This is a genomic window from Arthrobacter sp. K41 (genome assembly GCF_059089645.1).
The window spans coordinates 18,752-38,786 of sequence record NZ_JBNHEW010000010.1 but is presented as its reverse complement, the minus strand read 5'-3'; the positions used below and the strand labels follow the sequence as shown (position 1 = coordinate 38,786).

Here is a 20,035-nt window from a genome sequence, read left to right as displayed (position 1 = left end):
GCTGTCGAACGTTTTAGTGCACGCCATGGTCGTGGAGTTGGACCAGTGTTCTGTGCACGTCGTCCTGCAGGAATAACCGTCGCCCTCGACCGCCGCTGAGGACTACCCAGAGGACCGCTGCGTCGGCGGCTACGGCGTCGACTACGCCGGACTGCTGTCCTTGCCCGGAGACGAACAGGGTGACAATATCGCCTCGTTTCAGTTCTGACCAGTGGGCAGGGATTCGTGACTGGTTGCCTCCGGGCCTAAAGGCTGCTTCCCGAGGGCCGCCAAGCGTCCCGGGCCAAGGGCATTTCACTGCTGGTTCCACGATTTGCCTTCCCTCCAGGAAAGGTTTCGGGGCCCGAGGAGTGATTCTCCGCGTGTGCACCCGTTCATGGATGAAGGGAAGTCGTCGTGCCACCAGCCTTCCCAGGCATTGGACGTCAAGTGGCCGGTGGGGAACGCGGGCCGGACATCCCGGGTAATCGAAGGTGGGGCCGTGGGCTGCCCTGAGTTAAGAAGGAGAAGGGCCTTCAAGAGACGCATTGTGCTGCCTTCCATGCTTGGAGTTGAACGTCGTTGTTCGAAGAGGAGCCGGATGGGATCTGGCGGCAGGCGGCTTTTTCTAGCCCTGACTCTCGGGCACCCGCACGATGAGTCCGTCGATCTCGTCGCACATGCTGATCTGACAGCTGAGACGGCTGGTGGGCCGACGCTCCGCGCTGGTCACTTCCAGCATTTCGTCTTCGTCTTCGCTGGGCACCGGCAGTCCCGTGGTGAAATCTTCATCCACGTAAACGTGACACGTGGCGCACATCAGGGAACCACCGCATTCGCCCACGATCCCGGGCACACTGTTGGAGATAGCCGCCCGCATTACATTCACCCCCGAATCAACGTCAAGCGTCACGTCTTCGCCTTCGGTTTGGATATAGGTGATCTTAGGCATCGTTGCCTCCTCTGTTGTTTGAACTTTCCCGGGCCACTTCTGCCAGGGATTTAACTGTGCCGTGACTGGTCGCGGCGTCAGTCATTACGCTCCCACGCGCACGACAAGTGTGACCATGGCAACTTCCCAACCACTGCCATAGCAAAAATCAATGACGCAGCTCACAGCCGGCAAGCCATTAAGCGATATCCGGGATTGCCCCCGAGTGGGTAGCGGGAGAAATGAGTAACGTGCCTCTAGGCAAGGGTGCCCAATAATGCTATCGTTAGCATTGCGCGGTTGCCGGTGTCCGATAGCAACGCACCCGCGTAGCCGCAGACCTGCTCCCACTGGAGCGCATGACGTCCATCCTTTTGGTCGGAGCACATGCACAAAGGTCCAAGGGTCCGACTCCGACTGCTGGCCTACTCACCGAACTGAAGGATGTAATTGTGTGTCCGATATTTGGGTCGTTCACCGTGGATGACACGGCAAGCTCCCTCGCCCACAACTTGTCAATGGTTGGGGACGAAGTCGCTGAATCGATAGCCGGAATAGATCGCGAGCAACTGGCTGCTTTGACCGCCGAGGTTGAACTCGCAGGCAGGATCTTCGTTGCTGGAGCCGGCCGCAGCGGCCTGGTTCTGCGCATGGCAGCTATGAGACTGATGCATTTGGGTCATACTGTGCACGTCGCCGGCGACACCACGACACCGGCAATCTCTTCGGGTGACCTGCTCCTGGTGGCCTCGGGTTCCGGAACCACCTCGGGCGTGGTCAAAGCCGCGGAGACTGCAGCTTCAGTTGGAGCGCGGATCGCTGGATTCACCGCCAGCCCGGAGTCACCGTTGGCTGGACTGTCTGATGCGGTGGTGATCATCCCCGCTGCGCAGAAAACCGATCACGCATCCAGCCTTTCCCGCCAATACTCCGGAAGCCTCTTCGAACAAGCTCTGTTCCTCGCCACGGAATCGGTTTTCCAGACCCTCTGGGACAACACGGACGAACCGGCGGAGCGGCTCTGGCTGAGGCACGCAAACCTCGAATAGCCCGCCTCAACTTTCCACCCACCCCTACAGAAAGAAACAACATCATGAAACTTCAAGTTGCTATGGACGTTCTTACCACCGAAGCGGCCCTCGAACTGGCCGGCCAAGTCGCAGAACACGTGGACATCATCGAACTCGGAACCCCCTTGATCAAGGCTGCCGGCCTCTCCGCCGTCACCGCGGTCAAAAAGGCCCACCCGGACAAGATCGTCTTCGCAGATATGAAGACCATGGACGCAGGAGAACTCGAAGCCGACATCGCCTTCAAAGCCGGCGCCGACCTGGTTACCGTGCTCGGCAGCGCCGACGACTCTACTATCGCCGGTGCAGTCAAGGCAGCCAAAGCCCATAACAAGGGCATCGTCGTTGACCTCATCGGCGTGGCAGACAAGGTTACGCGGGCAAAGGAAGTCCGCGCATTGGGTGCGAAGTTCGTAGAGATGCACGCTGGCCTGGACGAGCAAGCCAAGCCCGGCTTCGACCTGAACGGTCTCCTCCGCGCCGGCGCAGAAGCGCGCGTTCCGTTCTCAGTGGCGGGCGGCGTGAAGCTCGCCACCATCGAAGCGGTGCAGAAGGCCGGCGCCGATGTCGCCGTCGCCGGGGGCGCCATCTACGGTGCAGCCGACCCAGCGCTGGCGGCCAAGCAGCTCCGGGCCGCCATCAACTCCTAAAGCTGTGGGCCTGCGCCTTTTGGGGCTGCAGCCAAAATTTTGAACCTGTACTGCCCGTGGAGAAACATCACCGCGGGCAGTACAAGTTCGGTGCTGAATTCGACCTAAAGAACACAACGGCCCTGGACGAGGGGATGGCACATGGGAAACCTAACCCACGGGAGGGGACAGTACATCGTGCATAGTCCGACCACAGACTGCCTAGAAGTAGTGGTCACCGAGCCAGGCCGTCTTTACGAGTTGCTCGACGACGCCGAGGCCGCCCTGCGGCAGGTAGCGAGGCCGCACTGCTATTCCGGCATTCTGGTCACCCGCCACACTCCCAGCCGGTACACCCTCGCCCTTAGCGATGCGGTTCCCTACGGCGAGACCCGCGAGCAGATCCTCTCCTGACCGCCCGGCCTGCCTCCGCACTACCCTGTCGAAAGTTAGAAGCCACCATGTCACTTACCTACGTTGATGCACGTGTGAGGCCCGGGCATAAGTCCGGAGTCAATCCGCTCCGCGATCCGCGGGATCGTCGGTTGGCCCGGATTGCCGGTCCGTCCTCGTTGGTGCTCTTTGGTGTCACGGGGGATCTTGCCAGGAAGAAGCTAATGCCAGCGGTGTATGACCTGGCGAACCGGGGGTTGTTGCCGCCGAGTTTCGCGCTGGTGGGGTTCGGGCGCCGGGCGTGGAGTGATGAGGATTTCGCTGCTGAGGTGAAGGCCTCCGTGCAGGCCTACGCGCGCACGCCTTTTGATGAGGCGGTGTGGAACCAGTTGTCGGAGGGCATCCGCTTTGTCCAGGGCGAGTTCGACGACGACGGCGCGTTTGAGCGTCTTGGCGAGACCATCAAGGAACTCGACGACGTCCGCGGCACCCGCGGCAACCATGCGTTCTATTTGTCGATCCCGCCCAAGGCGTTCGAGCAGGTCTGCCGGCAGCTGTCCAAGCACGGCCTGGCCCAGGCCGAGGGCGACAAGTGGCGCCGCGTGGTGATCGAGAAGCCCTTCGGGCACGACCTCGAATCCGCCCGGAAGCTGAACGGCATCGTGGAATCCGTGTTCCCGCAGGATGCCGTGTTCCGGATCGACCACTACCTGGGCAAGGAAACGGTCCAGAACATCCTGGCGCTGCGCTTCGCGAACCAGCTGTTCGAGCCATTGTGGAACGCCAACTACGTGGACCACGTCCAGATCACCATGGCCGAAGACATCGGCACCGGCGGCCGGGCAGGGTACTACGACGGCGTGGGCGCGGCACGGGACGTGATCCAGAACCACCTGCTCCAGCTGCTGGCCTTGACCGCGATGGAGGAACCCATCTCCTTCAACGCCGATGACCTGCGCGCCGAAAAGGAAAAAGTCCTCGCCGCCGTCAAGCTCCCAGGGGACCTGTCCACCCGCTCCGCGCGCGGGCAATTCACCGGCGGCTGGCAGGGCGGCGAACAGGTCCAGGGCTACCTGGAAGAAGAAGGCATCCCGGCCAATTCCACCACCGAAACGTTCGCAGCCATCCGGGTGGACATCCACACCCGCCGCTGGGCCGGTGTCCCGTTCTACCTGCGCGCGGGCAAGCGCCTGGGCCGGCGCGTGACCGAGATCGCCGTGGTGTTCAAGCACGCACCCAACCTTCTCTTCCGTGATCACGGGGAGGATGACTTCGGCCAGAACGCCGTGGTGATCCGGGTCCAGCCCGATGAAGGCGCGACCATCAGGTTCGGTTCCAAGGTGCCGGGCACGCAGATAGAAGTCCGCGACGTGACCATGGACTTCGGCTACGGCCACTCCTTCACCGAATCGTCCCCGGAAGCCTACGAGCGGCTGATCCTGGACGTGCTCCTGGGCGAACCGCCGTTGTTCCCGCGGCATGAGGAAGTGGAGCTGTCCTGGAAGATCCTTGACCCGTTCGAGGACTACTGGGCCACTCTGGACGAACAGCCCGAACCCTACGCCCCCGGCTCCTGGGGCCCGGCCAGTGCCGATGAGCTGCTGGCCCGTGACGGACGAACCTGGAGAAGGCCATGATTGTAGACCTGCCGGACACCACCACCTCCAACGTGTCCAAGAAATTGATGGCCCTGCGCGAACAGGGCGGCGTCATCGCCCTGGGCCGGGTCCTCACCCTCGTGGTGGTCACCAAATCCGGGCTCGAGGAAGAGGCCATCGAGGCCGCCAACGATGCCAGCCGGGAACACCCCTGCCGGATCATCGTCCTGGCCGACGCCGGAGCCGACGCCGAAGACCGGCTCGACGCCCAGATCCGGGTCGGCGGAGACGCCGGCGCCTCGGAAGTGATCGTGCTGCGCGGCTACGGCCAACTCGCCCACGAAAGCGAATCCCTGGTGGCCGCGCTGCTGCTCCCGGACGCGCCGATTGTGGCCTGGTGGCCGAATGGCGCCCCGGAGAACGCCTCCGAAACCTCGGTAGGGCGGATCGCGCACCGCCGGATCACCGACTCGGCCAACGAACCGGACCCCCAGGCGGCCCTGGAAACAATCCGGTCTACCTACCGGGCCGGGGACACGGATCTGGCCTGGACCCGGCTCACCCACTGGCGCATCCAGCTCGCCGCCGCCCTGGACCAGATCGACACCTCCCCCGTGACCGCCGTCGCCGTCAGTGGAGCAGTGGACTCCCCCAGCACCCGTCTCCTCGTTGCGTGGCTCACCTTGTCCTTGGGCGCTCCGGTATCCATCCAGGCGGAGCACCCGAGGATGGGCATCAGTAGCGTTCGGCTCTTTCGTGAGAGCGGAGATGTCCACTTGTCCCGGCCCGATCACTCGACCGCGGAGTTGACCCAGCCCGGCCAGCCGGTACAGCGCATCTCGCTTCCACGCCGCAGCCTCCGCGACTGCCTCGCCGAAGAACTCCGCCGCCTCGACCCGGACGAAGTATTCGGCGACACGCTCCGGGCGCTCCCTGCCGTTTCCAGCTCCCGGTAGCGGGAGCCGGTCAATGTGTCGGGATTCGTTTTGGTCTTCGTGATATGTGTCCGGTGGCGTATAGACGTCCCACCCGTTCTTCCCTAGCGTGACCTGACTCGGCCGCCTTGTTTCCTGCAGGCCGAAAAGCGGGTCTGACCGCCGCGCCAGAAATAGGGCCGATTGGTCGCTGCTACGAACTGCGGCTCCGTCCATAACCACCGGTTATTCCAGCGGCCATGGACGGAGCTATGTCACCCTGCAGCTGAAGTGCCGGAGGCGAGGGTCCGGCAAGCGTTGACCAGAACCGTGTCCAACTCTGGCTCCGCAGCGCTAAGCAGCTGCCGCGCTGCCCGCCGCAGGACGTTTTGCTGCTGTGTGTTCAGATACTCCACTGGGGAGAGCCCGTCGACACGGGCCAGCATCAGGGCAGGAAGGAGCTTGGCTGTCCTTTCCAACACCTCGGAGCCGGGTTCCCAGGTCACATGATTTGTGTAGGAAGCGGTGAGGGAACGCGCCGACTCCAGGAGCAGGGATGCCTGGTCAGGAAGAACAAGTGTCTTAATGACCAAGTGGTTGATCACAAACGCCAGGTCGAATGCGGGGTCGCCATACCAAGCACATTCTGCATCGATTAGTACCGGCCCCTTTGGACCCAACAACACGTTCTTCGGGCTGACATCCCCGTGCACGACGGCGAAATGTGTGCTCGTAGTCCGTTCGATGATCTCATCGAATTGTGGAGTCAGGTCGTGGTGACGACGTGCCGTTGCCAGCAGGTAGGGATCGATGCGAAGAGTATGGAAATTCTCACCGGTAGCAAACCTGTCTGCAAGCTCAGGATCGCCGGCGCTTGCCGAATGCAGTCGGCCGATCAGGTCTCCCACCGTGGCAGCTTCCTCCACCTGAATATCGCCCGAAAGCAGCTGAGATTTCCAGACTGGGTGCTGCTCAACGGGAAGATAGCTCATGGCGAAGAGGCCCCGCTGCTGATCATGGGCCAAGGGGACGGGGACGTGCCCGGGAATGACTGACGAAGCGAACTGCAGCCATTCCCATTCCACTGCGTTCCGACTGACCGGGGCCCGCCAATCGCCGGCGACCTTGAGCTTCTCCAAAGCGCCTTTGACGCACACAGCACCCTGGTTCAGGTCGACCCGCCACAGTTCAGAGGACACACCGCCGGTCAGCGGCGTCCATGCCGGGTCCTCGTTTGGGGAGGCAAGTCCATGTTCTACGAGGAAATCGCGTGCTGTTTGTGGAACTGTGTAGCTGGCAGGCATCATCATGCTCCCGCGAAAGTGGATGCCCCGGAAGCCTTGTGTCGTGGGTAAGCACCCATCCCGGCGAACTCCAGGGCAGGATCTTCAGCGATGCGCAGCAACTGGTTGTACTTGGAGAGCCTGTCGGAGCAGCGAACTGATCCAATTTTGATCTGGCCGGCCCCCGTCCCAACGGCCAAATCGCTGATGAAGGGATCCTCCGTCTCTCCGGATCGGGCCGATACAACCGGAATGTAGCCACTAGCCCGCGCCGTCTTGATAACGTCCAGAGTGCCGCTGAGCGTGCCGTTCTGGTTGACCTTCACCAAGACACCGTTGGCCGCTCCGAGACTGATGCCGCGCTGAAGCCGTTCAACATTGGTTGTGAAAAAGTCATCGCCGATGAGGTTTACGCGTTCGCCGAGCAAACGGGTCAGCTTTTGCCATCCCTCCCAGTCTTCTTCGTCCAGGGCATCCTCGATGGAGGCGACGGGGAAGTCCGTAACCCAGTCCGAAACGATCTGGATCATTTCCTCGCCACTGACGCGGCGGCCTTCACGTGCCAGATGGTAGTCACCGCGCTCAGGATCCCATAGCGAGTGTGCGGCCACGTCGATCGCGATAACGATGTCTTCCCCGGGAGTCAGTCCGGCTCGTTCTATAGACTCGACCATCAGTTCCAGAGCAGCCCGGCCTGTTTCCAGTCCAGGGCTCAGTCCTCCTTCGTCTGCAAGCAGGGTGGTCAAACCCCGTGCAGTCATGGCGGCAGTGGCGGAAGCCCGGACGCGGCTCACCATTTCGATGGCTTCCTCAGTGGAGGCCGCAGAGGCCGGCACGGCAAGGAAGTCCTGAACATCCATCCCGCGTCCTGCATGCAACCCTCCGCTGAGGATATTGACCATCGGCATAGGAAGTGTGGGTTTCTGGGTCCCGGCTAGCTGTGCCACCCAATGATGGAGCGGCGTGTGCTGGCTTTGGGCGGCGGCGCGGCATGTAGCGAGCGAAACACCGAGGATCGCGTTAGCTCCCAGCCGTTTCAGCTGGGGCGTCCCGTCAAGCTTGAGTAGAAGCTCATCGACAGATCCCTGGTCCTGAACATCCAGGCCTTTGACAGCGTCGGCAATCTCTTCGTTGACATTGCCAACCGCCGTCCTGACCCCCAGACCGGCGTATTCCTCGGTACCGTCGCGGAGCTCCCAGGCTTCGCTGGTGCCAGTGGAAGCTCCCGAAGGAACGGCTGCGCGTCCAACTGCTCCGTCTTCTGTTTCGACGTCAACCTCTACTGTCGGCCGCCCCCTCGAATCATGGATCTGGCGTGCGTGTACACGGGCAATTTTCGTCATCGGATCTCCTCCGTAGTAATCAGCTGTGTCGCTGGTGCGTTGCATGGGTAGAGCGGTTTCTCACCGCTAAGTACTCGAATGACTTCCTCGGCGGCTTTGGTGCGGAGCTCCGCAACAGAGGCGTCAGAAGCGAAGGCTATATGCGGGGTGATCACAACACTCGAATGGGCGAGCAAGGCGGGATCCACGTTCGGCTCCTCCTCAAGCACGTCCAGAGCCGCAGCTGCGATCCGGCCATTGTCGAGCGCCTCAACCAGCGCCTTCGTATCGACGAGGCCGCCGCGGCTGACGTTGACGAGAAGGGCATCGTTCCTCATGGCCGCAAGTTCTGCCGGCCCAATCAGGTGACGGGTTTCGGGTGTCAGTGGAGCGTGCAGTATGACGACGTCGGAGACAGCCAGGAGTTCAGTCAAGGCAAGAGACTCAGTGTCGCCGCCCTCAATGGGGCCTCTGCTCGTGACCACGACCCGGCAACCAAACGCTTTCAGCTTGCGTACGGTGGCCCGTCCGATGCGCCCGTAGCCGATCACGCCAACGGTCATCGAACTGAGCCGCCGGAGCTTGGCGCCTGCCGGATTCCAGTTTCCGGCGCGCACATCCCGATCGAAAGCAGCAATTCCCCTCGTCCAGTCGAGTACGAATCCGACAGCGTGGTCGGAGACCTCCTCCAGACAATAGTCCGGGACATTGGTGACGTACGCACCCCGTTGGGATGCGGCCGCAACGTCAATGTTGTCCAGCCCGACCCCCAGCCGGGCAACGGCCTGCAGCCCATCGGGTGCCTGGATCGCGGCGGCTGAAACTTGGGCCCAACAGGTCATGATGGCCACTGGGTTATGCGTTTCGACTAAGGCCTGGATTTCGTCCGGTGTCCCCGGCTTCGCCGGGCCCGCAACAAAGTCGAACCCGGCGTCCTCAATGATCTTTCGTTCGATGAGATCGTCCGGCCATGCGCGGTCGGTCAGAAGCACAACTCCTTTATTGGTGTGCATAACGAAGCTACTTTCTATAAGACTGCTGGTGCCAAGGGGGTCTAAGAGCTACTACAGGGATGTGCGTGCAGCCAGAGCAGGCCCCACGACAGTCACTGATTGAACGCCGAGCCCTTCTACGGAGGCTTCAAGTACGTCACCGGGGCGAAGGTACCGCCCGTAGTGCGAGCCAAAACCTGCAGGCGAGCCGGTACAAACGATGTCCCCGGGCTCCAGGCGTGTGTGGTGTGAAATATGGGCAATGAGCTCGGCAATGCTGAAAAGCATGTCGCTGCTGTCGCCGGACTGCATGGTGTCCCCGTTCAGCTTTAGCTGGAGCTTGAGCCCGCCCGGGTTGTGTAAGTGGGCGGCCGGGACCATCCAGGGACCCAGGGGTAGCCAACCCGGCTGGCCCTTACTGGCCAACCAGTCGGTGCCCAATGCGGGAACATCGTTCCGGAAAACAGAGGAGCGGGCGGTGAGATCGTTCGCTACACAGAATCCCGCGACTACGTCCATGGCCTGGTCAGGCCTGAGTTGCCAGCCCGTTCGTCCGATGACGGCGGCGATCTCCACCTCCCAATCCAAGGTTGTCAGCTGTTCGGGCAGCACCAGTGTGTGCTGTGGTCCGGCTACGCGGACGGCACCGGTCATCGCTACGTAGGGCGCCCCTGTTGCGCGGCGGACGCGACATGTGTATTCGTGGGCCCTACGGACGCTCTCGGCATCAAGGTCACCGGCGCTGTCGAGGGCTGCTTCGAGCAGTTGACCGCGGTAGTTGCCAATGGCGCAGTACGTTTGGCCGCCGGTGACAGGGGCGACAAGTGCATCAGGATCGAGTTGCTTTCCCGCGCTGTCTAGCCGGACCACGGTTGCAGGGTCTTCGAGCAGCGCCAAGATCATGGTCCCCCACGCGGACCATGCGCTGACGACCGAGGTAAGAGACTCGGGCAATTCTGCAAGGAATTCCCGCAATTCGATGAACCGGGCACCGTCGGTGATCACCGCTGTTTCGCACCCGTCTCCGGTGGCCACAGCGGCAAGTACCGGCCGTTCCAGTCCACCGCCGTCGGCCGTCACGACTGACCCTCACGAGGCGACGTGCTGCCTCGCTCGACCAGGAATCCGCCTACCCGGGAGATGTAAGGCGTGTCTGGTTCGTTGCCACCGAGCCGCCCTAACAGCCACATGGCACAGGCTGTTGCAACCTCATGCACAGGAAGACCCATGGTTGTGAGGCCCGGTCCCCACCAGGAGAAGCCAGGCTCGTCTCCGAATCCAACAACCGACAAATCGCTCGGGACGCTAATTCGATGAGCCGCGAGCTCCAGCAATACCCCTTGCGTGGCGCGTACCGTGGCGGTCACAACGGCAGACGGAGGGTCGCTTCGCTTAAGGAGTTCTGCAATCGCGGTGCTGGCGGCCTCCTGCGAGTCAGGGGGCATGTGAATGACAAGGTCAGGCACATGGGCCTCCCCCATTGCCTCCAGGTAGCCCTCGAGCCGGTCGCGGCTGGTTGAAAGGTTTGGTGCTCCGCCGAAGTAGGCAATCCGCGTATGGCCTAAGCGACGCAGGTGCTCGGTTGCCGTGCGAAGGACCTCGCGATCATCGATGCCGAACCAGTGATCACCCAAAGAGGCGTGTTTCCTCAAGAGCTGCACGTGCGGAACCTGGCGCAACAGCCGGACAGTGTCCGGATGCGGATTCGGCGTCGGTACGTGAATTACTCCTGCAACCCGAGCGGCAACCATTCCTTTCACCTTTGCCAGCTCACTGTTCCGGTCATCGCCTGTCTCTGACAGCATCACCTGATAGCCCTGTTCACCCATGGACTGCGTCAGGGCATGAGCTGCGGTGCTGTAGAAACTGTTGCGTATGTCCGGAACCACCAAACCGACCACGGTGCTGGGGGCGCCGCGCATCATTCGGGCGGCCTGATTGCCGATGTAACCCAGTTCGGCTGCCTTCTGCTCTACACGAAACCGGGTCTGTGCGCTTATCCGGGAGTCATTGGCCAGGGCGCGTCCTACAGTTGAGACCGAAAGGCTCAACTGCTCGGCAATATCGCGGGTCGTCACTGCTTGCTGCATCGGCATGTGCTAACGATAGCACTGTAGCGAACTTGTGCCTAGCGTCAGTTGTCGTCCGCCGAGTGCACGGCTGTTTTTTCGTTCGGCAGGGCCTTGACTTCTTGCTCCCTAACTGGTGTGCTATCGATAGCAGGAAGAGGTCTTCGTGCCTCCGAGGCCCTAGAGAAAGCGTACCCGTGGAGTGAGGAAACCAATAAAGCTTCGGGCCGTTGCCAAAGGGCCGTCGGGTTCCGGTCCCGAAGAGGAGATCGCCATCCATGGCGGCGAGAGCGAGACAAGCGACCGCCCCCGATGTTTGCTTGGGGCCCCGGCTCTTGGCACGCGCCGAGATCCGCTGGATGAAGCCTGATTGGGCTTCATTGAGCAGTTCGTTTCACCGAATGTGTCATGACACAGCAAATCATTTAAGGATAGGAAGATTCTGTATGCGTATCGCGAATCAGGCCGGCCGTGCCGTCCTCGTGCAGGCCACCGGCTGCATCGACATCGCCGAGGCCAGTGAAGGAAAATTCAGCAGCAACCTTCCGGACCTATACGAAGACTGGGCTGCCTTTCGCGCCTGGGCTCAAGACGTGCCAGAGGCCGCCTCTGCCCCGCTCGATCCTGCCCGCCTGGGGCCCGTAAGCCCGCAGCCCAGGCAGACCTTTGCCATCGGCCTGAACTACCGGAAGCACGCCGAAGAGGCCGGGTGGGATCTGCCCGATGTGCCAATGGTGTTCACCAAGTTCCCGAGCGCGGTCACCGGGCCGGGAGCGGACATCGAACTCACCGGACCCACCGTGGACTGGGAAATTGAGCTCGTAGTCGTCATCGGTGAGAAGGCCCACCGTGTCCGGGAACAGGACGCCTGGGCGCACGTGGCGGGCCTGACAATCGGCCAGGACATCTCGGACCGAACTACCCAGAAACGTCCTAAAGGTTCGCCACAGTTCTCCTTGGGTAAGTCACATCCGGGATATGCCCCCATTGGCGGTGAACTGGTCAGCCCCGATGCGTTCGAAAATCCGAATGCCATCGGGCTTGGTTGCGCAATCAATGGCACGACTGAGCAGGATGGGAGCACGGATGACCTTGTCTTCTCTATCCCCCGCCTCATTGCTTACCTTTCTGACATGCTGCCCCTGCTCCCGGGGGACCTGATCTTTACCGGGACGCCCTCAGGAATTGGCTCCACCAGAAAGCCGCCTAAGTTCCTCCAGCCCGGTGACAAGCTCACTTCATGGGTTGAAGGGATCGGGGAAATGACCAACACGTTTGTGTCCGGCCCAGGTGTCCGGGAATAACGCAACACAAGGCCCCGGGAGGCGGATTACGTCATCGGCCTTCCGGGGCGCGCTCTTTCTCACTGGCTGAGGAGCGTTGAAAGGCGTGCTGGAAGTACAGCGACGCGCAATGTAGCCGGTCACCAGCTTTGACTGGTTTACGGCGGGGGCGGTTAGGAAGGCCGACATTTCCTGAAGCCGGCCGGGAACCTCGGCGTCGTGCATTACAGACGTTCGCGCTTGCGAAGACCAATTGAGTCCTGGGGGATCTTCTCTCCGACGGGGGCGGAACGACATAGTCCAAGGGGAGCTCGACAAAGAATGAGGCCCGGGTCCTGGTTGAAGTTCATCCGGGACCCGGGTCTTCTACGTGCGTGCTTTTTGTCAGTAAGCGCCAAACAACAGGGTCCCTGTCGCCTGCGACCTCTAATGTGGATGCCGCAAGATTTCCTGTCGGCGGCAGGGCCGGTGAGATGTACTTGAAGGGCGCGCTTCCTGGGACGGACTTTATCGGGCAGGGCACTTGCTTTTAGGCGGGTGTTGGTAGAGGAAAAGTCGAGCATTCTTGCCCTCCCTCCCTATGGACGTCCGCGGAGCCATCGCTACCTGCAAAAGTGATCGCCTTGGGCCGAACCTCGCCATAGGCTCACGTACCCCGACTAGTCAAGTTGGACGGAAGCTGTCCTGTCTCCACACAGACGAAAAAAGTGTGGACCGACTCAGGGTCGGTCCACACTCTTTTGGTTCACGGGTATGGATAATCGCAGAATCAAACGGGTGAAAGCTGGCTCGAATGCTGTTTAAGATCGAAGCTGTCATCGGCCGCCTGCTCAGCGCTAAGCGGGATGCCGCGGGACAGGAGTCGGCGCGCGGAGAGGTGGTCTGCGGGGCTGTTTACTGACTCCACTGCCGTAAGCGTTTCACCGGAGAAGCAGAATACAGAAAACTTACCGCTGTCCGGGTATCCACGAGTTACCGTGCGGTCAGGGGCCGCAGCTATACCGGCAATTTGGAGTTTGTGCTTGCCTTGGACGCTCCAGAACCACGGCAGCTCTGAGTAAGCTGTCTGTCTTCCGGTGAGGGTTTTGGCTAGGGCCGCAGCCTGGTCGTTGGCGTTCTGGACGGATTCCAGCCGGGTTCTGGTGCCGGTGTGGGCATTCGGAAATGCCGCACAATCCCCGATGGCCCAAACATGCTCGTCGTTGGTTCGCAGATAGTCGTCCACGACCACCCCGTTGTCCACTGTCAGCCCCGCAGCGGCGGCAAGGTCGGTATTGGGCAGAACCCCGACGCCCACCAGCACAAGGTCAGCAGGGTACAGCTGACCCGAGGTCCCGACGGCGCCCGTGACGCGGGAGCTGTCCTGGGTGAAAGACTGAATGCCTTCGCCGAGTTTCAACTCGATGCCCGCGGTTTCGTGGATGTTTGTGAAATATGCGGACATTGGCTCGGACAGCGCACGTGCCATCACTCGGGGAGCAAATTCAAGGACCGTGACTTCCAAACCCCTGGCCCGGGCCGAGGCAGCAAATTCGAGCCCGATGAATCCGGCGCCCACGACCACGGCTCGTTGTGCGGTTGAAATCTCCTGATGGAGTTTTCCTGCGTCGGACAGGGTACGGAGATAGTGAACTCCCTCCGGGCGCCCCAGTGTCGCGTCAAGGGTGCGGTTGCGGGCACCTGTAGCCAGTACCAAGTCCGTGTAACTTAAGGTTGTTCCGTCAGCGAGGGTGACAGCCTTTGCGCGCGGTTCGATGGTCTCAACGGTGTTCCCAGGCCAGTACTCTACGCCTTTTTCCTCGAAAAACTTTTCACCGCGTATTGGCAAGGGAGCGGGCGCAGCCCCGGCCTTCAAGAAGTCCTTGGACAACGGAGGGCGTTGGTAGGGAACGCCTGGTTCGTCTCCGAGTACGGAGATACGGCCTGCAAATCCTTCACTGCGCAAAGAGTCAGCGAGCTGGGTGCCGGCGTGGCCGGCACCGACAATCACAATATGTTCCATGGTTATGCCTGGCTCTCGGGTTCGTGCGCAGTGCTGCTGCTGATGAGTGTTATTAACATGATCGATGCGACCCTCAGTTGTCCCAGACGACGGGCAGCGATAGGAGGCCACGGAATACCCAGCCGCCGAAGCGGACCTCACGGGTCTCATCGAGCCGCAGGTTGCGGAGGTTGCCGAACAGGCGGGGGTACGCAGCCTGGCCAATGGACGCGCGAGCTACCCAAGCCCCGGCGCAGAAGTGCGGGCCGGCACCGAATGCAACGTGATGGGCTGGGGATCGGTGGATATCAAAGACGTCGGGTCGCTCATAGACCTGGCCGTCCCGGTTACCGGATGCCACAACCAGCCCGACATCGTCACCGGGGCTGAGCTGTACGCCGGCGATTTCAATGGGAGCTGCCACCTGACGCGGGTACATGCCGATCGGGGCGACCCAGCGCACTGCTTCCTCGAATACCTTCTTCCACAATGCTGGATCGGCCATCACGTCCGCCCGTTGTGATGGATTGGTCAGAAGGCCGTAGGTGCCCACCGACAGTGCATCGCGTGGTTCGTTGATTCCGCCGCCAATGAGGACCTTGATGTTTCCCTTGATCTGCTCCAGGGTGAGCGGATCCTTCGCGTGCATCATGGAGGAGACTACCGAGGGGTCGGGATGATCTCGAAGAAATGTCATCGACTCGGCAAGTGCTGCGTCAATCTCGGCGGTTGCCCGGTCGCAGCGCTCCCAGACTTCGGGGTCATCAGCATAGTTACTGGAGCCGGCGATAATGGCATCGCACCACTCGATAAGCTTTGGGCCTTCAATACCCTGAAGCCCCAGGAAACTCGCAAGGTTCATGGCTGCCAAGGGTGACGACAGGTCGCTGACCAGGTCGGCAGACCCGGCATCCTTGAAAGTGCCGAGAACGGTTTCAGCGTTTTTCTCGAACAGTGGGGCCCAATGCTCTTTAATGGTGCGGGGCTTCAGGGGTGCTTCCAAAACAATCCGCTGGCGAAGATGTTCATGGCCGTCTTTGCGCATAATGACCTCACCCATCGCGCGTTCAGCGACAGTCGACGTCTGATTGTTGGTGAAGACTGCAGTATTCCGTTCGACCTCAATGATGTCCTGCTGACGGGTAATGAAGTAGCGGTTCGCGGCCGGAACCCAGGCAACCGGCTGATGCTCCCGGAGATATTCGTATACCGGATACGGATCCTCCCAGAGATCGCTTAGCTGGACATCATTGATGGAGAGAGTCATAGGAAAACTTTCTGTTCAGTGGCACTTCGCCGTGCCATCGATAGCACCGTTGCTCCTTGAATCGTGACACCAATCGCTGGCAAGGTGAAGACCAATTCCCTAACCACAGATATAGAAGGTTCTTATGGCTACCCCGAACATCTCATTGCGCCAACTCGCTTACCTGGTGGCAGTGGCCGAGCAAGGATCCATGACGGCCGCAGCGGAACTTACTCACGTCTCCCAAGCCACTATTTCCTTAGGAATAAACGACCTCGAACGCCGGCTTGGAGCCCAGGTCCTGCTACGACGGCCCGGCCAAGGGGTCTCGCTAACGAGCGCCGGGGAAGACGTCGTCCGCGATGCAAGGCGGGTCCTATCTGCAGTGGATGATCTGTTTGCCAGCGCCCGGTCACCCGAATACAAGATCAGGGGACAGGTTTCACTTGGCTGTTTCAGTACCCTCGCGCCCTTTTACCTGCCCCCGCTCCTGGCCTCATTCGCCACGCTTCACCCTGCGGTTAGCCTGGATGTCATGGAGGGCTCACAAGTGGACCTCCGACGCGCCTTGATGGACGGCACCTGCGAACTGGCGCTGACCTATGACACCGACCTTGGCCCAGGCATCGCTCACAGCACTATCGTTTCCGGGCACCCCCAGGTTCTGCTTCCGGCCGATCACCCGCTCGCGCAACAGCATGAGGTTGACCTACGAGACCTCCGCGACGAACGCCTCATCCTTTTCTCTCTCGAACCCACACCTTCCAACAACCTCAAACTCCTCCGTGACCGCGGCATGGAGGCAGATATCTTCTACCGCTCTCCCAGCATCGAAGTGGTCCGCTCGATGGTCGCTCACGGCCTCGGGTACACCGTGGTCGTTCAGCACTGGCCAGCTGACCTATCAGTTGACGGGCTGCCACTTGCGAGCAGGGCAATCAGCGGCGAAACCCCGAAGTTCCGGGTAGTGGCGGCATGGAATGAAACTACCCCCCTTACGCCACGTGGCGCTGCTGTCGTGGAGGGCCTGCGACAGGTGGCAGCGGACCGGGACGGTCGCGTTCAACAGCCCGGTCCTCGTGCCGGGATTTCCCGGGAGGCTTGACGCGCAGGCCCTCCCCGAGGCATGCTAACGATAGCAAAGGGGTGTCCTCCCGTCCGACGTCGTTTGCAAAGCGAAGTTCTTAGGCGAGCGTCACGGTTGAAAACAATGAAGGATGCAGGACGCTCCGCGCCCACTTTGCTTTGTAGAAATACAGCGGGGCAGGACGAGTGCCGCTTAGATTTTGCGGTCAATGTCATTCGATATCCAGACAAAGCGGCGCGCTGGCAGTGCGCCCCCTCGCGGAGCTTGCTCCAGTCCAATGATTCAGTAAAGACCCAGCCATAGGAGAAATGCCATGGAGAAAACTGCACAAGCCAAGCGCGAACTTCCGTCGTTGGAGGGCCGCATTTCGCCTGAGAGCCTCGCCCACATTGTTTTCCGCACCAACCAGCTCGATCGCATGATCGAATGGCACAGCACAGTCTTTGGAGCCTACGTTGTGTTCGGAAACGAACGCCTTGCCTTCCTCACTTACGACGACGAACACCACCGCATCGCCCTCGTCGCAACTCAAGATTTTGAGCCGCGGCCCGAAAAAGTCACCGTCGGTTTCTATCACGCCGCGTTTACCTACCCGGACCTTGGTACCCTCCTTGCGACATACCGCAGGCTCCTGGACTCCGGAATCACGCCTTGGCGCTCGATCTTGCATGGGCCGACCGTGTCCTTCTACTACAAGGACCCGGATGGAAACGACTTCGAACTGCAAGTGGATGTTTTCAAAACGGCTGAAGAAGCAACCGAGTGGATGCAGGGCCCGGTTTACGCGAACGACCCGATTGGTACCGAGTTTGACCCTGCCGAGATGATTGCACGCTACGAAGCCGGCGAACCGGAAGAGACTCTTATGCGCCGCTTTGATGATCCAATCAACCCTTAAGACTGTGTCTCCCCAGACGGGGTCCGTTTTGAAAGACTTACGGTCCGGTCTGATCCTTGACGCACATTCCGTTGGATATCGGACTCCCATACCGCCCAAGACTAGGACACACCGTGAACGACTCAACGCTGGCAAGAGTTCAACAGCTTTCTACCCGCCAGACGGCGAACCCCGAAGAATCCAGCTCGTGCAGGGAACTCGTGCACCGCTTCTACTCTGCGATTGACAGCGGCAAAGCGACACACGGCATGGAGGTAGTCGGCGATGACGCCGTCTTCTCACTACACGGGAAAATACACAATCAAAATGAGATTCAGGAATTTCTTGCAGCTCGAGAGTCGAAGAAGGACAGACACACCGCACACGTCATAACCAACGACAGCGCTTACCGCGCCGAGAACGGTGACATCGTGCTGGTGGGAACGCTGCTGTTGTACACGCGCGGGGACACCGGGTACCAGGTACAAGGCATCTACCAGACCGAACACGTGAGCCGCCAGACTCCCCTTGGTTGGCGGCTTGTGGGCCGTGAAGCGACTCCGCTTCATCCCGCAGAGACTTCCTAAACCGAAAAAGCTTCACGGGGCCGGTAGTGCGAGACTCGTCAATGATGTCCCGCACTCCCGGCTTGCGGCGTTTTATAGTTCGCAGCTTAGAACGCTCCCCTAGCGCCAGGGACCGAGGACAGCCGACCCGTCGCCACCCAGTGCTCGGTCAGCAGGTTTGAAAGCGCCGCCAGCAGCCTGGCGACAGAGGCGCGCTGCAACTCCTCATATTCCTGGCTGGCGCAAGCCAAGGCGCGGGGGACGGGTATCGTCCCGGAACCCCATCAAATTGGAGTACAACCAGACCTAACGTCGGAGCGGCCTGACGTGGGAGGACTCGGCCTGTGGGGTGGAGCTCTGGGTTGTTCTCCGACGTCCGACCAGTTACATCAGGTGACATGGCCGCCCACTGCCCGAAATGGACTTCATAAGATGTGCAACTCCATGGGCTTTCCGTGTTTTCGAACTTCCGGCGACTGTCAGGGTGGATTCTGAGAACATCATGGAGCCACTGTCAGGGAAGCGGAATTTCGCTCTATTCTGATACCAGCGCGTGAGAGCGGCGCGTGCCCTCTCCGAGCAATGCAAATCAGGACGACCGCCCGAACCGAGTAAGCCACCACTATCGGGGTGGCCACCCGAGGCCGGCTTCGAGCGGTCTTGCCGCAAAGGATCTTTATCGGTTGAGGGATGCCTTGGGTCGACTCACAACCACCTCATCGTCACGGAGGCCTTTCTTCATAAGGGCAGTTGCGCTGTTGTGCGCAGTTCTTCGGCTGTCGCAGTGCCGAATCCGAAGAACTCGAGGTAAGCGGGGATCATCTCGAACAGCATGTCGCTGCCCACCTGAACTGTGCATCCCTTCTGCTTGGCGGCCTGCAGGAATGGGGTCATTCCGGCCTTCAGCACGACGTCCCCGACATACGAGCCGGGCGTGATCCGGTCGATGTCGACAGGCATGGGGTCACCGTCCCTCATGCCGAGCGGGGTGGCGTTGACGATCAGGTCGTAGCCCTCCGGATCTTTTGACCCCATGGCGATCTGCACGTCAGGGTAGTGCGCGCTGATGCGCTGGGCGAGCGCGTCGGAGGCACCTGTATCGGGGTCGAACAAGCCGATGCCGGCAAGTCCGAGGCCGGCCAGTGAGGCGGCGATCGGCGAGCCCACGCCGCCGTTGCCGACGACCAGGGCCCGCTTGCCGTGAGGGTCGAATCCTTTGCGCAGGGCGCCGCGGACGAAGCCTGCTCCGTCGAACTGCTCGGCCAGCAGTGATCCGTCATCTCGCCTGAGGACGGCATTGGTGGCACCGGCGATCTGGGCAGTTGGGCTGACCTCGTCAACGAGGTTCATGGTGACCACCTTGTGCGGCATGGTGACAAGCGCACCTCGGATGTTGGTTAGCGTGAAGACGGAGCGGAAGAAGTCGGGGTAGTCCTCCGGTTTGATCCCCATGGGGACGACGACTGCATCGATCGCGTGCGTTTCAAACCATGGGTTGCAGATCAGAGACGACTTGAACGTGTGGGTGGGATATCCCAGGTGCGCGATGAGCGTCGTCGTTCCGCTGATCATCGGGTTCGCCCGTTTGCGCGGTGCACCCAGCTCCGTCACTGGAACATCTGTCCAGGAGCAGAGTTGGTCGCCGTGCTCAGCCCAGTACTCGTCCCACTGTGCGAGCTTGACAGGGTCGCGCTCGAGGCCTCGCTTGCGCAGCCTGTCCTGCAAGATATCGGGAGCCACGCGGACCTGGACGACTTCGATGACAAGAAGCCGGCCAGTTCCTGGCCCTCCTTCGGGCCACGGTCGGCACCTATG

At 61.0% G+C, this 20,035-nt stretch carries 18 protein-coding genes; 9 read left to right on the top strand and 9 right to left on the bottom strand.

The features are described 5' to 3' along the window. Nucleotides 1-607 precede the first annotated feature (607 nt). Nucleotides 608-931, bottom strand: a complete 324-nt coding sequence (locus AC5RTE_RS16775; protein ID WP_494042510.1) for a 2Fe-2S iron-sulfur cluster-binding protein — start codon at nt 929-931, stop codon at nt 608-610. A 497-nt stretch (nt 932-1,428) separates the two neighbouring features. Between AC5RTE_RS16775 and hxlB the strand changes: the two genes are divergently transcribed. The 5 genes from hxlB (at nt 1,429) to AC5RTE_RS16750 (ending at nt 5,556) form a co-directional block, all read left to right on the top strand. Then, the gene (hxlB, locus tag AC5RTE_RS16770; RefSeq protein ID WP_494042550.1) at nt 1,429-1,959 is read left to right on the top strand and encodes a 6-phospho-3-hexuloisomerase; all 531 of its coding nucleotides are present in this window, start codon (nt 1,429-1,431) and stop codon (nt 1,957-1,959) included. A 44-nt stretch (nt 1,960-2,003) separates the two neighbouring features. After that, nucleotides 2,004-2,630 carry a 3-hexulose-6-phosphate synthase gene (gene hxlA, locus AC5RTE_RS16765; RefSeq protein ID WP_494042509.1) on the top strand — a complete coding sequence of 209 codons (627 nt, stop codon included), beginning with the start codon at nt 2,004-2,006 and terminating at the stop codon, nt 2,628-2,630. Nucleotides 2,631-2,771: 141 nt separating this feature from the next. Then, nucleotides 2,772-3,023: a hypothetical protein gene (locus AC5RTE_RS16760; protein WP_494042508.1), complete on the top strand. Its 252-nt coding sequence runs from the start codon at nt 2,772-2,774 to the stop codon at nt 3,021-3,023. A gap of 47 nt (nt 3,024-3,070) precedes the next feature. Next, a complete protein-coding gene (gene zwf / locus AC5RTE_RS16755) occupies nt 3,071-4,639 on the top strand; it encodes a glucose-6-phosphate dehydrogenase (RefSeq protein ID WP_494042507.1) in 1,569 nt (522 codons plus the stop codon). Beyond that, nucleotides 4,636-5,556, top strand: a complete 921-nt coding sequence (locus AC5RTE_RS16750; protein WP_494042506.1) for a glucose-6-phosphate dehydrogenase assembly protein OpcA — start codon at nt 4,636-4,638, stop codon at nt 5,554-5,556. Before zwf ends, AC5RTE_RS16750 begins: the two co-directional genes overlap by 4 nt. Nucleotides 5,557-5,789: 233 nt before the next feature. Here AC5RTE_RS16750 and AC5RTE_RS16745 read toward each other — a convergent pair whose 3' ends face one another. The 5 genes from AC5RTE_RS16745 to AC5RTE_RS16725 form a co-directional block, all read right to left on the bottom strand. Next, nucleotides 5,790-6,818, bottom strand: coding sequence for a phosphotransferase family protein (locus AC5RTE_RS16745; RefSeq protein ID WP_494042505.1), 1,029 nt, complete (start codon nt 6,816-6,818; stop codon nt 5,790-5,792). 2 nt (nt 6,819-6,820) lie between these two features. Next, complete coding sequence (gene eno, locus AC5RTE_RS16740; RefSeq protein ID WP_494042504.1) at nt 6,821-8,140, bottom strand: phosphopyruvate hydratase; 1,320 nt, start codon at nt 8,138-8,140, stop codon at nt 6,821-6,823. Beyond that, complete coding sequence (locus AC5RTE_RS16735) at nt 8,137-9,111, bottom strand: C-terminal binding protein (protein WP_494042503.1); 975 nt, start codon at nt 9,109-9,111, stop codon at nt 8,137-8,139. The genes eno and AC5RTE_RS16735 overlap by 4 nt, the downstream gene beginning before the upstream one ends. 72 nt (nt 9,112-9,183) lie before the next feature. Then, nucleotides 9,184-10,191 (bottom strand): fumarylacetoacetate hydrolase family protein, encoded by a 1,008-nt coding sequence (locus tag AC5RTE_RS16730; protein WP_494042502.1) that lies wholly within the window; start codon nt 10,189-10,191, stop codon nt 9,184-9,186. Continuing rightward, entirely contained in the window at nt 10,188-11,207 is a 1,020-nt protein-coding gene (locus tag AC5RTE_RS16725; protein ID WP_494042501.1) for a LacI family DNA-binding transcriptional regulator, read from the bottom strand. Before AC5RTE_RS16725 ends, AC5RTE_RS16730 begins: the two co-directional genes overlap by 4 nt. A 419-nt stretch (nt 11,208-11,626) precedes the next feature. On the opposite strand from AC5RTE_RS16725, the gene AC5RTE_RS16720 reads away from it, so the two are divergent. Further along, complete coding sequence (locus AC5RTE_RS16720; protein WP_494042500.1) at nt 11,627-12,484, top strand: fumarylacetoacetate hydrolase family protein; 858 nt, start codon at nt 11,627-11,629, stop codon at nt 12,482-12,484. 748 nt (nt 12,485-13,232) lie between these two features. On the opposite strand, the gene AC5RTE_RS16715 is transcribed toward AC5RTE_RS16720, so the two are convergent. After that, nucleotides 13,233-14,465 (bottom strand): NAD(P)/FAD-dependent oxidoreductase, encoded by a 1,233-nt coding sequence (locus tag AC5RTE_RS16715; protein WP_494042499.1) that lies wholly within the window; start codon nt 14,463-14,465, stop codon nt 13,233-13,235. A 73-nt stretch (nt 14,466-14,538) separates the two neighbouring features. After that, on the bottom strand, nt 14,539-15,711 hold the full coding sequence (locus AC5RTE_RS16710; protein ID WP_494042498.1) for a cytochrome P450: 1,173 nt from the start codon (nt 15,709-15,711) through the stop codon (nt 14,539-14,541). Between the two features lie 124 nt (nt 15,712-15,835). Here AC5RTE_RS16710 and AC5RTE_RS16705 point away from each other — a divergent pair, with 124 nt between their 5' ends. The 3 genes from AC5RTE_RS16705 (at nt 15,836) to AC5RTE_RS16695 (ending at nt 18,241) form a co-directional block, all read left to right on the top strand. Next, entirely contained in the window at nt 15,836-16,795 is a 960-nt protein-coding gene (locus tag AC5RTE_RS16705) for a LysR family transcriptional regulator (RefSeq protein ID WP_494042497.1), read from the top strand. Between the two features lie 295 nt (nt 16,796-17,090). Beyond that, a complete protein-coding gene (locus tag AC5RTE_RS16700) occupies nt 17,091-17,675 on the top strand; it encodes a VOC family protein (protein WP_494042496.1) in 585 nt (194 codons plus the stop codon). Nucleotides 17,676-17,788: 113 nt separating this feature from the next. Then, nucleotides 17,789-18,241, top strand: coding sequence for a hypothetical protein (locus AC5RTE_RS16695; RefSeq protein WP_494042495.1), 453 nt, complete (start codon nt 17,789-17,791; stop codon nt 18,239-18,241). 717 nt (nt 18,242-18,958) lie between these two features. On the opposite strand, the gene AC5RTE_RS16690 is transcribed toward AC5RTE_RS16695, so the two are convergent. After that, nucleotides 18,959-19,960, bottom strand: a complete 1,002-nt coding sequence (locus AC5RTE_RS16690; RefSeq protein WP_493974045.1) for a shikimate dehydrogenase family protein — start codon at nt 19,958-19,960, stop codon at nt 18,959-18,961. Nucleotides 19,961-20,035 lie beyond the last annotated feature (75 nt).

Excerpts from the sequence above, each read along its gene's own strand:
- AC5RTE_RS16700 (WP_494042496.1), top strand. The coding sequence starts at position 17,091 with ATGGAGAAAACTGCACAAGCCAAGCGCGAACTTCCGTCGTTGGAGGGC.
- AC5RTE_RS16720 (WP_494042500.1), top strand. The coding sequence starts at position 11,627 with ATGCGTATCGCGAATCAGGCCGGCCGTGCCGTCCTCGTGCAGGCCACC.
- AC5RTE_RS16715 (WP_494042499.1), bottom strand. The coding sequence starts at position 14,465 with ATGGAACATATTGTGATTGTCGGTGCCGGCCACGCCGGCACCCAGCTC.
- zwf (WP_494042507.1), top strand. The coding sequence starts at position 3,071 with ATGTCACTTACCTACGTTGATGCACGTGTGAGGCCCGGGCATAAGTCC.
- AC5RTE_RS16750 (WP_494042506.1), top strand. The coding sequence starts at position 4,636 with ATGATTGTAGACCTGCCGGACACCACCACCTCCAACGTGTCCAAGAAA.
- AC5RTE_RS16710 (WP_494042498.1), bottom strand. The coding sequence starts at position 15,711 with ATGACTCTCTCCATCAATGATGTCCAGCTAAGCGATCTCTGGGAGGAT.
- AC5RTE_RS16775 (WP_494042510.1), bottom strand. The coding sequence starts at position 931 with ATGCCTAAGATCACCTATATCCAAACCGAAGGCGAAGACGTGACGCTT.
- AC5RTE_RS16760 (WP_494042508.1), top strand. The coding sequence starts at position 2,772 with ATGGGAAACCTAACCCACGGGAGGGGACAGTACATCGTGCATAGTCCG.
- AC5RTE_RS16725 (WP_494042501.1), bottom strand. The coding sequence starts at position 11,207 with ATGCCGATGCAGCAAGCAGTGACGACCCGCGATATTGCCGAGCAGTTG.
- eno (WP_494042504.1), bottom strand. The coding sequence starts at position 8,140 with ATGACGAAAATTGCCCGTGTACACGCACGCCAGATCCATGATTCGAGG.
- AC5RTE_RS16745 (WP_494042505.1), bottom strand. The coding sequence starts at position 6,818 with ATGCCTGCCAGCTACACAGTTCCACAAACAGCACGCGATTTCCTCGTA.
- hxlA (WP_494042509.1), top strand. The coding sequence starts at position 2,004 with ATGAAACTTCAAGTTGCTATGGACGTTCTTACCACCGAAGCGGCCCTC.
- hxlB (WP_494042550.1), top strand. The coding sequence starts at position 1,429 with ATGGTTGGGGACGAAGTCGCTGAATCGATAGCCGGAATAGATCGCGAG.
- AC5RTE_RS16705 (WP_494042497.1), top strand. The coding sequence starts at position 15,836 with ATGGCTACCCCGAACATCTCATTGCGCCAACTCGCTTACCTGGTGGCA.